16 protein-coding genes are annotated in these 14,123 nt (G+C 69.1%); 12 read left to right on the forward strand and 4 right to left on the reverse strand.

Annotated elements, in window-relative coordinates:
- Positions 1-118: 118 nt before the first annotated feature.
- The 3 genes from Aco03nite_RS43925 to Aco03nite_RS43935 are packed head-to-tail and all read left to right on the forward strand — an operon-like array spanning position 119 to position 3,796.
- Positions 119-1,309 (forward strand): tyrosine-type recombinase/integrase, encoded by a 1,191-nt coding sequence (locus Aco03nite_RS43925; RefSeq protein WP_203807464.1) that lies wholly within the window; start codon positions 119-121, stop codon positions 1,307-1,309.
- Positions 1,299-3,380 (forward strand): tyrosine-type recombinase/integrase, encoded by a 2,082-nt coding sequence (locus Aco03nite_RS43930; RefSeq protein WP_203807466.1) that lies wholly within the window; start codon positions 1,299-1,301, stop codon positions 3,378-3,380. Before Aco03nite_RS43925 ends, Aco03nite_RS43930 begins: the two co-directional genes overlap by 11 nt.
- Entirely contained in the window at positions 3,377-3,796 is a 420-nt protein-coding gene (locus Aco03nite_RS43935; RefSeq protein WP_203807468.1) for a DUF6262 family protein, read from the forward strand. The genes Aco03nite_RS43930 and Aco03nite_RS43935 overlap by 4 nt, the downstream gene beginning before the upstream one ends.
- Before the next feature lie 89 nt (positions 3,797-3,885).
- Here the strand turns inward: Aco03nite_RS43935 and Aco03nite_RS43940 are convergent, their stop codons facing one another.
- Both Aco03nite_RS43940 and Aco03nite_RS43945 read right to left on the reverse strand, forming a co-directional pair.
- Complete coding sequence (locus tag Aco03nite_RS43940; RefSeq protein ID WP_203807470.1) at positions 3,886-5,097, reverse strand: RNA-guided endonuclease InsQ/TnpB family protein; 1,212 nt, start codon at positions 5,095-5,097, stop codon at positions 3,886-3,888.
- A 10-nt stretch (positions 5,098-5,107) separates the two neighbouring features.
- Entirely contained in the window at positions 5,108-5,416 is a 309-nt protein-coding gene (locus tag Aco03nite_RS43945) for a hypothetical protein (protein WP_203807472.1), read from the reverse strand.
- Positions 5,417-5,510: 94 nt separating this feature from the next.
- On the opposite strand from Aco03nite_RS43945, the gene Aco03nite_RS43950 reads away from it, so the two are divergent.
- The 9 genes from Aco03nite_RS43950 to Aco03nite_RS43990 all read left to right on the forward strand — a co-directional run bounded on the left by Aco03nite_RS43950 (position 5,511) and on the right by Aco03nite_RS43990 (position 12,967).
- Entirely contained in the window at positions 5,511-6,251 is a 741-nt protein-coding gene (locus Aco03nite_RS43950; RefSeq protein WP_203807474.1) for an SDR family oxidoreductase, read from the forward strand.
- Between the two features lie 22 nt (positions 6,252-6,273).
- Positions 6,274-7,212 (forward strand): DUF2332 domain-containing protein, encoded by a 939-nt coding sequence (locus Aco03nite_RS43955; RefSeq protein WP_203807476.1) that lies wholly within the window; start codon positions 6,274-6,276, stop codon positions 7,210-7,212.
- Complete coding sequence (locus Aco03nite_RS43960; protein ID WP_203807478.1) at positions 7,209-7,841, forward strand: maleylpyruvate isomerase family mycothiol-dependent enzyme; 633 nt, start codon at positions 7,209-7,211, stop codon at positions 7,839-7,841. The genes Aco03nite_RS43955 and Aco03nite_RS43960 overlap by 4 nt, the downstream gene beginning before the upstream one ends.
- An 8-nt stretch (positions 7,842-7,849) precedes the next feature.
- Entirely contained in the window at positions 7,850-8,371 is a 522-nt protein-coding gene (locus Aco03nite_RS43965; protein WP_239145934.1) for an NUDIX domain-containing protein, read from the forward strand.
- Positions 8,371-10,380 carry a hypothetical protein gene (locus tag Aco03nite_RS43970; RefSeq protein WP_203807480.1) on the forward strand — a complete coding sequence of 670 codons (2,010 nt, stop codon included), beginning with the start codon at positions 8,371-8,373 and terminating at the stop codon, positions 10,378-10,380. Before Aco03nite_RS43965 ends, Aco03nite_RS43970 begins: the two co-directional genes overlap by 1 nt.
- Positions 10,377-10,811: a hypothetical protein gene (locus tag Aco03nite_RS43975; protein ID WP_203807482.1), complete on the forward strand. Its 435-nt coding sequence runs from the start codon at positions 10,377-10,379 to the stop codon at positions 10,809-10,811. The genes Aco03nite_RS43970 and Aco03nite_RS43975 overlap by 4 nt, the downstream gene beginning before the upstream one ends.
- Complete coding sequence (locus Aco03nite_RS43980) at positions 10,808-10,990, forward strand: hypothetical protein (protein WP_203807484.1); 183 nt, start codon at positions 10,808-10,810, stop codon at positions 10,988-10,990. The genes Aco03nite_RS43975 and Aco03nite_RS43980 overlap by 4 nt, the downstream gene beginning before the upstream one ends.
- Positions 10,987-11,976, forward strand: a complete 990-nt coding sequence (locus tag Aco03nite_RS43985) for a phosphotransferase family protein (protein ID WP_203807486.1) — start codon at positions 10,987-10,989, stop codon at positions 11,974-11,976. Before Aco03nite_RS43980 ends, Aco03nite_RS43985 begins: the two co-directional genes overlap by 4 nt.
- Before the next feature lie 328 nt (positions 11,977-12,304).
- Complete coding sequence (locus Aco03nite_RS43990; protein WP_203807488.1) at positions 12,305-12,967, forward strand: GNAT family N-acetyltransferase; 663 nt, start codon at positions 12,305-12,307, stop codon at positions 12,965-12,967.
- On the opposite strand, the gene Aco03nite_RS43995 is transcribed toward Aco03nite_RS43990, so the two are convergent.
- Together Aco03nite_RS43995 and Aco03nite_RS44000 are read right to left on the reverse strand one after the other, a co-directional pair.
- Positions 12,946-13,617, reverse strand: a complete 672-nt coding sequence (locus Aco03nite_RS43995) for an alpha/beta fold hydrolase (RefSeq protein WP_203807489.1) — start codon at positions 13,615-13,617, stop codon at positions 12,946-12,948. The genes Aco03nite_RS43990 and Aco03nite_RS43995 overlap by 22 nt on opposite strands.
- A gap of 16 nt (positions 13,618-13,633) precedes the next feature.
- Positions 13,634-14,107: a macro domain-containing protein gene (locus Aco03nite_RS44000; RefSeq protein ID WP_239145935.1), complete on the reverse strand. Its 474-nt coding sequence runs from the start codon at positions 14,105-14,107 to the stop codon at positions 13,634-13,636.
- Positions 14,108-14,123: the final 16 nt, after the last annotated feature.

Here is a 14,123-nt window from a genome sequence, read left to right on the forward strand (position 1 = left end):
ATCTACGGTGCCCTGCCACCTCTAATCTATGTAATCAGCGTGGGCGACCCTCCTTGATCCTCCTTGTTGATGAAGAACTATCCTCGGTCCTTCATCAACAAGGAGAGTTGAGAGAGACGTGGCCTATACCGTGCCGCTTCGGCCACCTGGGGGACGTCGTACCTGGACCGTGGTCGACTCGGGCTACAAGACCGTGGCCCCAGTTGAGGAATGGCTGGAGTCCCACCGGGCCGAGTGGTCACCGAACACGGTGCGTTCGTACGCGACGAGCCTGGCCCACTGGTGGACCTTCCTCGAACAGCGCGACGAGACCGGCAAGTGGAACGCGGTCGGCGTGCCCGTCGTCGCGGGGTACTTGTCGTGGTTGCGGAACGGCCGAACCGTCGAACGCACCATCACCGCACCGGAAGACCCACCTTCGCCGGAGACGTTGGAGACTCGGCTCGCCGCGCTGATCTCCTTCTACCGCTGGCAGGCCGCCGTCCACGAGGTCCCCGTGGCCGCCAAACTCCTACGTGGGGCCCCGCGGCGTGCACCGGCCCGAGGACTGCTGTCCCACCTGGACAACCGCACCCAACCCAGCCCGTCGTCCCTGGTCCGGGTCCGCACCGTCAAGCGCCGCGATCGGCCGCCGGTTCTACTGCCGCAGCAGGTCCAGGCCATCCTCGATGGCTGCGCTACCTATGACGCGGCGACCGGGGAATGGGTCGGCAACCTTCGGGACCGATTCTTCTTCGCTTTGCTGGCCGAGACCGGCATGCGCATCGGTGAAGCCCTGGGCATGCGGATCAACGAGTTTGTCATGGGCCGCGGCGGCACGCCACAGGTCGACGTGATCCCGCGCGAGGACAACCCCAACGACGCCCGCGTGAAGATGCTGCGTCCCCGTCGCGTCTACGTCGGCAGCGACCTCGAACGCCTCTACGCCGACTACCTCACCCTGCTCGCCATGCGGGCCGCCGACCTCGGCCTCCCCGTCAAGCCGAGCGACCCGCTGTTCGTCAACCTGGACCGGCCTCCCTACCTCGCGGCGCTGCGTGAGGGCACCGTCCGCGACAAGGTGGCCGCCCTGAAACGCAAGGGCATCGGACCCGCGGACTGGACGCCCCACTGGTTCCGGCACACCCACGCCACCGCTCTGCTGTTGGGCGGCACCGCTGACTGGGTCGTGTCTCGCCGTCTTGGACACGCCCACGTCCAAACCACGCTGGATCTCTACGGCTGGGTGACCGAAGACGAAGCCCTGCGGGCGGCAGCGAACTGGAAGAACTACACCGAAGGCTGGAAGGTGACCACCGATGCGATCTGACGCCCTCCGCGTCGCACCCACTCCGGCGTCCACCGACGCGCTGGGCAGGCTGCTGGCGGATCTGCCGGTCGAGTGGCAAGGCGAGGTGATCGGCCCTGGCATCGACGGCTGGCACGACCGGACTGAGAAAGGCCGAGCGGCCTCGCTCCGTCTCGCAGGGCTGCCGCCGCGGTTGCGGACCGAACTGGCGTGGATGGCCCACTGGCAGTTCAGGGACGGAATCGGAGTCTCCGTGTCGGATTTCAACCAGGCAGCGACCGCACTCGCATGGGCCATCACGTCGGGAAGGGAACATCCGACCTCGATGGCTGCGCTCGACAAGGACACCTTCATGCGGCTCTACCGGACGTCCTTCGAGTCTCGCCGGGGTCGCCTTCCCTCGCAGGAGAGCGCCGACCGATTTGGCAGGGTGCTGTTCGGCTATCCGCAGATGGCGCTGATCGCCCGGTTGAATGACAGACCGTGGTGGGTGCTGGATAACTGGCATCCCCGTTGCGACCCTCGCATCCCGGTCAGAGACCGGGAGCCGCGACGCTCCGAAGGATGCAGTCCCGGGAAGGCTGAGATTCCTTGGGTCCGTGATGCGATCAAGTGGTTCGCCGGCACGATGCTGGAGTCGGGGACAAAGACCTGGTCGACCATCACCGGGGGCTCGATGCTGTTCCTGCTGATGTTCGACCGCTGGTTGTCCACCACCGCGGAACCCGCGAGTCTGACCAGAGATTCGGTCAAGGCCGGTGCCCTGGCATCCTCGTTTCGGCGCTGGCTGAGCGATCCAGCCAACCGCCCGCGAACCTTGGGGCAATCAGTCAGCCAGCGAGCGGTCAACGACGGCATACGGACCGTCAGCGACATGATGGCATTCATCGTCGAGAACCGCGATGAGTGCCGGACCATCCTCGGCCCCTCCCCGTGGGACGACTTGACGGAGATCCAGCCTGCCGTCTGGCGCAAGCAGATCACCCGCAGCCGCGGAGCGAAACCGCTGGTCAATGAAGAGCACTACGTCGATGATCACACCCTCGGGCAGATCACGACGGCGCTGCCGACGCTGGGACAGAACAACCCGCAGGCCATGAGGATGCTGCTCCTCCAGATCCTCACCGGACGCCGTGCCAGCGAGATTTGCATGTGTGACTTCGACTGCCTCTCGCCCGCCACTGGCAAGGCCATTGAGACAGCCGAGGGGGAACAGGTCGCCCGGTTCCGCTACGCGCAGAGCAAGATCGACCAGGCTCCGGACACGATCCTCGTTGACGCCGAGGTCGTCGCGGTGGTCGAGGAGCAACAACAGTGGGTCCGCGACCGCTTCCCCGGCACCCGGCCCTCCTACCTTTTCCCTCAGCAACACGCCAACGCCCACGGCACCAAGCACTCCAGCGCCACCAACTATGGGCGCATCCTGCGCGAGTTCAGTGAGCAGGTGAACATCACCGACAGCAAGGGACGCCCGGTCCGGCTCAGCAAGACCCACCGGTTCCGGCACACCCGGATCACCCGCCTCGCCGAGCTGGGCCTGCCCGTCCACGTCCTGCAGCGATACGCCGGCCACTCGAATCCCACCATGTCCATGCACTACGTCGCCCGCCGCGAGGAACATTCCGAGCAGGCGTTCCTGGCCACCAGGAAGTTCAAGGCCGACGGCACCGCCGTCACGTTCTCCCGCGAGGACCACGACGGCATGCAGTTGTTCAACCGGGCGGATCGCTTCCTTCCGCATGGCTACTGCCTGCTACCGCCGCTGCAGACCTGCGACAAGGGGAACGCCTGCCTGACGTGTTCGGTGTTCGTCACCGACTCCAGCCACCTGGACACGCTGCAGCGTCAACTCGACGAATCCGAGGCTTTGATCGAAAGGCAGACCAGCGCCTTTCAGGCCCGGCACGGTCGGCCGATGCCCGCTGACAACGTGTGGCTCCTGCAACGCACAGCCGAGCGTGACTCCCTGACCAAACTGCTGACCGCGATGCGAGACAACCCAGGACGGCCCTGCCAGGGGGCGGGCAGCCCCACCTCTGGACCGACGCCCATCACCATCGACACGATCCGGCACCGGCAGGCGCGGTCGTGAGCGACACCCGGCAGCGGAGGATCGACAACCTCACGGACGCGGCCCGCCGCAAGTCGCAGGCGAAGGTCAAGGCCGCCGAGGCGGCCATACGCAGGCTGATCAAGCGCGGTGACCAAGTGACCTTCCAGGCGGTCCAGCGCGAGGCGGGAGTCTCGCAGAACTTTCTCTACAAGAACCCGGACCTGCGGGCCAGGATTGAGCACCAGCGGCAAACCCAACGCCCGACCCCACGCCCGGTCCCGGCCGCAGTGAACACCGAGAACAACATCGTCACGGCCCTCACCGCGGAGGTCACGAGACTGAAGAAGCAGCACCGCCAAGAAGTCACCGAACTCCGCAAAGCGCTGGAGCAGGCACACGGAGAAAACCTCGCCCTTCGCCGTGAACTCCAGCGCCGAGGAGGGTCCGACGACTAAGCGAGGCCCCGGCTTCATCTCATTGATTAGATCTCATCAACAATTTGAAGTGCAGGAATGATGGAACGGAAAGATCAAACCGGCGATAACTAAAGGACGGGGATTCCAGCGGTCGCCCGCCGGGTTTCCTGCTTCACGGCCGGTCGCCTCGGACGGAGATTTCCCCGTTGAGGTCTGACACCAGCTCCACAGGCAGCAACCGCCAGCCCGGCGGCCAGAATATTGCGTGCCGCGTTGACGTCGCGGTCGTGGACGGCCCCGCAGGGGCAGGTCCACGTGCGGACATTCAGCGGCATCTTCTCAGCGATGGCTCCGCAGGCCGAGCAGAGTTTGGAGGACGGGTACCAGCGGTCGATCACGATCAGGTCCCGGCCATACCAGTCGGCCTTGTGGGTCAGCATGGAGCGGAAGTCGCGCCAGGCCGCGTCGCTGATGGCGCGGGCCAGGCGGTGGTTTCTGACCATGTTACGCACGGCCAAGTCCTCGATCACGATCACTTGGTTCTCGCGAACGAGTCGAGTAGTCAGTTGGTGCAGGGTGTCACGGCGGCGGTCGGCGATGCGGGCGTGGACGCGGGCGACCTTGACCCGGGCCTTGGCCCGATTCTTGGAGCCCTTGTCCTTGCGGGCCAGTTCCCGCTGCGCACGGGCCAGCCGCTTGCGGTCGGCGCGTTCGTAGCGGGGGTTGTCGATCTTCTCGCCGGTGGACAGGGTGATCAGGTGGTTCAGTCCGGCGTCGATCCCGACGGCCGCCGTGGTGGCCGGCCCGGGTTCGATGGTGTCCTGGCAGAGTAGGGACACGAACCAGCGGCCTGCCGAATCCCGCGACACCGTCACCGTGGACGGCGACTGCCCCTCGGGCAGTAGCCTCGACCACACGATGTCCAGGGATGCGGACATCTTCGCCAGGGTCAGCTCGCCGTTCTTCCAGCGAAACGCGGACGGCGTGAACTCGGCCGAAGCCCGCGACCTGCGCTTGGACTTGAACTGCGGATACCTGGCCCGCTTCTCCCAGAACGCGGAGAACGCGTTTTGCAGGTGCCGCAGGCACTGTTGGAGCGGAACCGAGGAGACCTCGTTGAGGAACGCCAGCTCCTCGGACTTCTTCCACACCGTCAGCATCGCCGAAGTGGCGTTGTAGTTGACCCGCTCCTGTCGCTGATACCAGCCCTCGGTGCGGGCCTGCAACGCCAGGTTGTAAACCTTGCGCACACACCCGAACGTCCGATTCAGCAGGTCAGCCTGCTCCGGAGTCGGATGGAAACGGAACTTGAAAGCCCGCTTCACCGTGCGCGTGGACATGCTTCACATATTAGCACATTTGTTCGAAACTGATCCGGTGAGCGGTGTGAGGATAAACGCCGAGTTCGCCTTGACGGCGAATCGACCACCCCTGACCTGCTCCGCAGAAGTCCGTTTCCTCTCCGGCCTGAAGGCCGAAGTATCCACGGAGGAATCTGATGACCACGAACGCCGTGACCAGGCCGGTGGTGATCCCCAACGCGGCGTCGGTGAACGCCCGCAGCAGCCGGAAGGTACCGACCACGGCCAGCCAAGCGATCATCAGCGGCGTGGCGGCTCGCAATGCGTGCAGGACCTCGAGATAGTGGGTTTCAAGCATGACGGAATGACCTTTCGAGCCGGTGCGACGGCGGCGAGCAACACGCTCGGCAACGCCCCGTCACATCCGGCCGTGCCATGTCGTCCCCGATCGTATGAAGACCATCCTGCTCACCGGCGCGACCGGCACCCTCGGCCGGCCCGTCGCCGCACTCCTGCGCACCCACGGCCACGACGTCCGCGGTCTCAGCCGCAACCCCGGACAGGACTTCCGCGCCGACCTGACCAGCGGCAACGGCCTCGACACGGCGTTACGCGGGGTGGACGCGGTCGTGCACTGCGCCAGCGACACCCGCCGGATGGGCCGCGGCGACGTGACGGGCACCCGCAACCTGCTGAACGCCGCCACCCGAGCCGGCCACCCGTACGTCCTGTTCGTCTCGATCGTCGGCGTCGACACGATCCCCTACCCCTACTACCGCGTGAAACTGCGCGCCGAACAACTGGTCCGGGACTACGGCGGCGGTGTCCTGCGGGCCACCCAGTTCCACGACTTCGTCCTCGGCGGGGCCCGGCTCGCCACGCGCCTGCCGATCGTCCCCGCCCCCGATGTCGCGGTGCAGCCGATCGCCACCCGGGACGTGGCCGCCCGCATCGCCGCAGCGCTCGCCGCGCCGGTATCCGGCCGGCTGCCCGACCTCGGTGGTCCGCAGGTGCTGCAGGCCCCTGATCTGTTCCGCGACTACCTCGACGCCACCGGCAGCACACGACGGCTGGTTGCGGTCCGGCTGCCCGGCGCGGCCTTCCGGGCCTTCCGCGCCGGCGCCCACCTGGTCCCCGGCCACCTCACCGCAGGCGAGACCTGGGCTGATTTCTTGCAGGTACGAATACGTTGACCGTTTGTGCAAAGATCCCCGGGTGACGACCGCTGAGCTGTACGCCGACTTCGCCACCCGTGAGGCCCGAGGGGTGTCTCCGACCTACGAACGGCTGGCGGCGGCGGTCGCCGGGGACACCGTCATACATGAGCTGCTGGAGCGGGTGCCGGTCGCGAAACGGCAGCCGAACCTGCTGTTCGGGGTGGTCCGGCTGCTCGGCGGCCCGGTCGGCGACGTGGGCGCGTTCCACGACTTCACGGTCGCGAACTGGCCGGCGATCGAGGCGGAACTACTGGTCCGGGCCACCCAGACCAACGAGGCCGGGCGATGTGCGGTGCTGTTACCCGTACTGGCCGATCTGCCGCAACCCCTCGCCCTGCTGGAGGTCGGCGCGTCCGCCGGGCTGGGCCTCTATCCCGACCGGTACTCCTACCGCTACGGCGACCACACCCTGGGCACCGGCGGCCCGGTCCTGGACTGCGACCTGACCGGCACCGAACCACCCACCCGGCTGCCCGAGGTGGTGTGGCGCGCCGGCATCGACCTGAACCCGCTGCGCGTCACCGACCCGGCCGACATCGCCTGGCTGGACGCCCTGATCTGGCCCGAACACCAGCACCGCCGCGACCGGCTCCGAGCCGCCGCCGCGATCGCCGCCGCCGACCCACCCGAACTGATCGCCGGTGACCTGGTCGACGACCTCGCCGCCCTGGCCGCGAAAGCCCCACCCGGCGCCACCCTCGTCGTCTTCCTGACCTCGGTGCTCTACCAGGTCCCGGACGACCGGCGGGCCGCGTTCATCGACCTCGTCGGCACCCTGCCCGGCCACTGGATCTCCGTCGACCTGCCCGGCGCGGTGGCACCCGCCGACACCCTGCCCCCGGCCTGGGACGACACCCTGCACAACGTCGTCACCCTCGACGGCCGCCCACTGGCCTGGGCGAAGGGCCACGGCCAGGCGGTCCGGTGGTTCGGATGAACGCCCTGCACACCGAGACCGCGGCGTTCGGCGCCGCCCTGGACACGCTGACCGACGCCCACTGGGACCTGCCGACCCGCTGCACACCGTGGACGGTCCGCGGTCTGACCGGGCACGTCATCACCGTCCTGAGCCGGGTGCCCGACATGATCGCCGCACCGGCGCCTCCGGCACCGGACACCACGGCGACCGGCTACTACCGCCCGGACGAGCGTTTCAGCCAGGCCGCCAACGATCTGCGGGTACGCACGGGGCAGGCCCGCGCGGTCTCCCCGGCATCGTTCCGCCGGACCGTGACGGCGATGCTGCACGCCGTCGACGGCTGCGCCCCGAGTCGCCTGGTGACCACCCGGTACGGCGACCACATGCTGCTCACCGACTTCCTGACCACCCGCGTCGTCGAACTGGCCGTGCACGGCCTGGACGTCGCCGACGCCCTCGGCCGCCCGGCTTGGCTCACCCCGCAGGCGTCGTCCGCCGTACTGGAACTGCTGTTCGGCACCGGCCGCCCCGACCTGGACTGGCCACCGGAGACGATCCTGCGCCGCGCCACCGGCCGTGCCCCGGTGACCACCGCACAGTCGCAGCAGATGACCGAAGCCGGACTCCGGCCGCTGACCCTCGGATAGGGAGAACCGTGGAACAGGTGAGCACCCGGGTCGTCTACGAAAACCCGTGGATGACGGTTCGGGAGGACCAGGTCCGCCGCCCCGACGGCAGCCCCGGGATCTACGGTGTCGTCGAGAAACCCGACTTCGCCCTGGTCCTGCCCCGCTGGGAACAGGGCTTCTGGCTGGTCGAGCAGTTCCGATACCCGGTCGGCCGGCGCGCCTGGGAGTTCCCACAGGGCAGCTGGGGCACCGGAACGACAGGCGATCAGCTGGCCCTGGCCCGTCAGGAGCTGGCCGAGGAGACCGGCCTGCGCGCCGGTTCGATGACTCATCTCGGTCACCTGTACGAGGCGTACGGCTACTGCACCCAGGGGTTCGACGTCTACCTGGCCACCGAACTGTCCACCGGCGACCCGGCCCGGGAGGTGACCGAACAGGACATGATCCACCGCCGGTTCACCGACGCCGAGATCACCGGCCTGATCCGTTCGGGTGACATCGTCGACGCCCCGTCCCTGGCCGCCCTGACCCTCTACAGCCTGCGCTGATGCCCATGTTCGCGGGGCTCGACGACATCGACTGGGGATCGTTGCGCCACGCCTACGGGACGGCGGAAGACGTGCCCGGCTGGGTTCGCGGGCTGGCCGATCCGGATCCGGCGGTACGCGAGGTGGCACTGGACGCCATGTACGGGGCGGTGCACCACCAGGGCGACATCTACGACTCCACCGTCGCGGCGGTGCCCTACCTGATCGAGGCGCTGACCACACCGGAACTGCCTGGGCGGGACGGCATCGTGGAGCTGCTCGCCAGCATCGCGGAGATCGGGGAATGGCCTGACGATCCCGATCGGGACGAGGACGACGCCGAGATGTGCCGGCAGGCCTCCCGGGCTCATGTGCTGGTGACGGCCGCCGCACCACGCCTGCTCCGGCTCGCCGACGACCCCTCGCCGCTGGTGCGTGCGGCTGCGCCGAAACTCCTCGTCGCGTTGGGTCCGGCGATCCCCGATCTGCCGGAGCTGCTGCTTCGTCTTCACGGGACCGAGGTGGACGTACCGGCGAAAATGGGTTTGCTCGACGCCCTTGGGGGTCTGCCACTCGACGACGGCACTGTCGGGCGGCTCCTCGAACTGGCCGAGTCGGAGCGGGCGTCCATGGCGCTCGCCGCGCTGATCGCCGTGACCCGAGCTCGCCCGCACCGGGTTCCCCTCGACGGCGTCACCGCCCTCATCGAACGTGCCTACGCCGAGGAAGGGCCGGCCGCCGAACCGGGTGGATTCCAGACCGACACACTGATCGGGTCGCTGCGGGTGCTGGCGGAGGAACGCGACGAAGGACGCCGGGCCCCGCACTGCGCCCGCCGGATCGAAGACCTGACCGATCCGCTCGGCTCACGCGTGCCCGAACGCATCACGATCCTCACGCCGCTGCTCGCCTCGGCCCACGACGACCTTGCCGGGGACGCGCTCTACGCCGCCAACAAGATGATCGACAGCTGGCGTGGCGACTACCGGGACACGGTCGCCGTCATCGCCGGGTTCCTGGACCGGTCCCGGCAACTGGCCGGGCAGGCGGCCCGCATGCTGAAGCACTGGGGGCCGGTGGCCGCGCCCGCCGCGGACACCGTCGCCGGCCGGCTGGCCTCCATCGACGCCCGCCCGTGGCGTGACGGTCTGCCGGACTGGGCCCTCCGCTCCACCCTGCACCCCTACCTGGAGATCCTCGCCGGGCTCGGTGACGAGCGGGCCCTTCCCCTGCTGCTGACCGCGCTGACACTGCCGCAGCGGCCGAAGGACACCGGGTACCGGCTCGCCCGATATCCCGGGCACGGGGCCCGGATCACCGCCGCGATCCTGCCGCATCTCCCGGTGCTCGCGGAGGGGGAGCGGGAACCCACCGAGTGGTACGCGTTCCACGGGGCACTGCGGGCGTTCGGCGCGGACGCCGCCCCGGCCGTTCCCCGGCTGCTCGCCGCCCCGATGCGGGAGTGGTCCGCGACGACACTCGGCCGGATCGGGCCCGCCGCCGCGGAAGCCGTTCCCGCTCTGCGACGGGCCGTGTCCGCCGACGATCCGCGGCTGGCTGCCGCCGCGGCCGGGGCGCTGTGGCGCATCGACCGCGCGCCGGATGCCGCGGGACTGCTGGCCGCCCACCTGGACGGCCCAGGCTCTCGCACCGCGTTCGAGGAGCTGGCCGCGATGGGCCCGGCGGCGGCCGCGGTCGCCCCGCTGGTGGTGACCCATCTCGGCGCCCCACCGGAGGGGCACTGGTGGACGCCGGTCCTGGCCGCTCTCGCCCTGTGGCACATCACCGGAGACACCGACCGGACCGTGCCGGTGCTGACCGGCGGCTGGCACGGCAACCCGCTCACCCGGCCGGCGATCGCCGCGGCGGCCACCGGACCGCTGGCCGCCGCTCTGGAACCGCTGTTGCACGCCGAACTCGCGGCGCACCAGCGGTTCAACGTCCGTCCCGGTTCCTGGTCGTCCAGCCAGGTCACCGACGACGAGCAGCTGCGGGACCGGTGCCGGTCGGTCTTGCGTGAGACGCGATGACTACCGGCGAGCGGCGGATCCGGTTCGTGGTGGTCACGGCTGTGGTGGTCTTCGCGTACGGCACCATCGTCCATGTCGCGGACCTGCTGGGTCTGCGGCCCGCACTGTCCGGGCCGACCTGGCTGACCGTGTACTTCACCAGCCTGGTGGTGTTCGATCCGCTGTCCGCGGTGCTGCTGGCGATGCGCCGGGTGTCCGGCCTGTACCTGGGATGCGCGGTCCTGCTCACCGATGCCGCCGCCAACGCCTACGCCAACTACGTCCTGGACCCGGCCACCGGCATCACGGCCGGCCGCATCGGCCAGGCGGTGATCACCCTCCTGGCACTGGCCTTGACCGCCTCCGCCCCGGCCATGGCCGCGTGGTTCCGTCGCCCTGCTCCACCTGCCCCGGGAAGTCCCGCCCCAGTTGACCCCGGGAGGGGAAGATGACCCGTATGCAGCCGATGTCCAAGAACGAGCGCCGCACCCAGACCAGCCGGATCGTCGGAACCATGACCATCGCCGTCGGCCTGCTCCTCTCCTTCACGGGCGCACCGGTCCTGGCCGGGCTGCTGGTCCTCATCGGGGTGGGCCTGCGCATCGAGGCCGCCGTCACTGCCGGCCGATGACGTTCACCCCTCGGGCCGCGTGGGCCGACACGCCGGAAGCCGTGCGGGACGCTGTCGCCGCAGCGCTGGGCAGCGCGATCGTGGAGCACACCGATCTGCATGGCGGGATGTCGCCAGGGCCGGCCGTGAGTCTGCGGCTGGCGGACGGGCGGCGGATCTTCGTCAAGGCGGTGTCCGCCGAGGTCCGGGCCCACAACCACCGGATGATCGCGCAGGAGTCCGAGGTCCTGGCAGTACTGCCCACCTCGGTGCGAGCACCGGAACGGCTCGCCACCGTCGAACACGGACCGTGGATCGCACTGGCCACCACCTGGGCCGACGGCACCACCGGGGCGACCTGGACCGACGCCTCGATCGAGGCCGTCACCGAAGCCTGCCGAACCGCCAACCGACACCGAATACCGGCCGCTCTCAGCCCGGCTGCTCTCCCTTCGGCCGTTCTCCCTCTGGGTGCTCTCCCTCCGGTTGTCGAGCGGGTTTTCGACTTCGACGGCTGGACCAGACTGCTCGCCACCGGCCAGGCCGACGAGTGGGAGATCGCCCACTCGAAACCGGCGGCCGCCGTCGTGGACGGGTGGGAGCAGTGGACGGCCGGTGAGTTCCTGGTGCACCGGGACATCCGCCTCGACAACACCACAGTCGACGCGAAAACCGGTTCGGCGCTGCTCCTGGACTGGGCGTACGCCTCCGTCGGAGCCCCGTGGATCGACCTGGCCCAGCTCGCGGCGGACATCGTCGGCACCGGCCACGTCCTCGGCCCGCAGACGGCGACCGATCGCGCCTACCGGCTGCTGCGGACCCTGCCACCCGAGGCGTCCCGGTTCGTCGTCGGGCTGGCCGGCATGTGGTGCATCAAGGCCGCGACCATCCCGGACACCGTCATGCCCGGCATCGCGGCATGGCGCCGAGCGCGTTCGGTGGCGCTACGTCCCCTGGTAACCCGGCTGATCGCCGACCAGGGTCTGAGCCCAACGCCGAAACCCTGACTCCGGAGCACGGTCACAGTAACGGCGGAACTGGTCCCGCACCAGGTCCCGGTGGTGGCCGCCGGTGATGACCGGAGCGACGTACCAGGGGAGATCGGGGTTGGCCGGCCAGGCAGCGGCCACCGCCGCACCACCGTCGGCCGGGGACTCCAGACCGTAGTGGACCTCGGTAACCTTCAGCGCCATCGCCGCCCCGATGCACATCAGGCAGGGTTCCAGGTTGACCGCCAGCCGTACCGGATGGGGACGCGACCGCCATGCCTTCCTCGGCGACATCGACAGCGGCCCGCACCAACTCGTCAGGAGTCACACGGCATTATGGACTGTCATGGTGCGGTCGTGGGTGGAGGACAGCGGCGTTCACGTCTTCGTGGTCGACGGGGATGCTCTGGACGAGGCCGAGGAGACGGTCCGCCGGATGGTCGCCGAGCAGGGGATCACCGGCCCGGTGGTGCTCGGGGCGAACGCCGACGACGGCGAGCACGAGCGGGAGGCGATGCTGCTCGGCCGGGGATTTCGGCGGGCCTTCACGATGGTCGACATGCGGCGGGACGCGGGGCCCGTACCGCAGAAGCCCCTGCCTGAAGGTTTTCGAACACGCACCGTGACCGTCGAGGATGCGGCGGAGCTGTGGCGGCTGGCCGGGCGGGCGTGGGCCGGGCGGGAGTTCATCAGCCTGCCCAGCGAGGACCGGCTGCGGGCGTGGCTGCGGCGCTCCGACCTGTCCACCTTCGAGGTGGTGACCTCCGGTGACCGGATCGCGGGTTTTGTCGCCGTGGTCGGCGACGAGATCGACGACGTTTTGGTGGATCCGGACTTCCAGCGCCGCGGCCTGGCATCGGTCCTGCTCAGCCGCGCCCTGACTCGCCTGGGCGGCGCGGCGTGGCTGAGGACCGAGGCCCATGACCCGTCCGGAGCCCGAACCCTGTACGAGCGCTTCGGGTTCCGGGTGACCGCGTCGCACCACCGCTATCGGCGGGCGCTCTCCTGAAGCAGGTCGGCGAGTTCGGCCGGGCGGGTCAGCATCGGCCAGTGGCCCGAGTCGATGTTCACCAGCTCCAGGTTGGTGGCCTTGGCCAGTTCCGGGAGTTCGCCCTCGGCCAGCCACTCGCGGGCCTGCTCGGGGGTGAACTCGGGGCAGATCAGCACGACCGGCACCTGGAGACGGCGCTCGTCGGAGTAGCGGACGACCGCGGTGGCCACCCCTTCGGGAACCGCGACCGCCGTCGCGGCGAAGTCCTCCCGGGTGGCGCTGTCCAGGTCGGCGGCGTCCGGGCCCTCGAACGGCTCCCAGCCGGGGAACGGCATGAAACCGTTGACGATCTCGAAGAACGCCGCGTACTGCTCGCCCTCGGCGGTCGGGAAGCCGCCGATCAGCACCACCTTCGACACCTTGTCGGGGCGGGCGTCGGCGGCCAGCCACGCCAGCGTGCACGCCGCGGAATGCCCGACCACCACCGATGTCCCGGGCCCCGCGTCGACGGCGGCGACGACCGCGGCCACCTGGTCGTCCAGGGTGGCCGAGGCGTGTGTGGGCAGTTCCACCGGCACTGCTTGCGGGCCCAGTTCGGCGACAACCGAAGACCACACCGACGAATCCGTCCACAGCCCACCGACGAGCACGATCTGTTCCATAGTCACGCTGTCAAGATAGGCGCTAGAAGTCGTAAACGGTGGTAGGAATGTCACGGTCGCACAGATTCGTCACGATCAGCGGTTCGATGCGCTCCCATTTGCCGCCGGCCAGCCCGCACCCGATCCGGGGCATGTGCACCGACGCCCCGATCCGAGCGGCGTGACCGGCCAGTGCAAAAAGGCACTTGTCGATCGCCTCGTACCGTACCGGTGGGCCGCCGCTGCCGGTGCGGATGCCCCGCTGGCCGACCATGTTCGCCACCCACACGTACGGTTTCACCTGCACCAACTGGGTGGCGCCGAGCCCGAAGTCGTTGCTCGCGCGCTCCCGGTGCCACTTGCGGAAGTCCCGTTCCGGTTCCGGCCAGCGCCGGGACACCGCGACCACGAAGCCCTTGCCCCAGCCGCCGATGTCGTTGCAGACGTGCGCGATGATCTTCGGCCCCTTGGCCTGTGGACTGGTCGCATCACCCTTGATGATCTTCAATTTCAACACCGCCGGATTCTTGCGT

Source organism: Actinoplanes couchii, from assembly GCF_016862075.1.
Lineage (GTDB): Bacteria > Actinomycetota > Actinomycetes > Mycobacteriales > Micromonosporaceae > Actinoplanes > Actinoplanes couchii.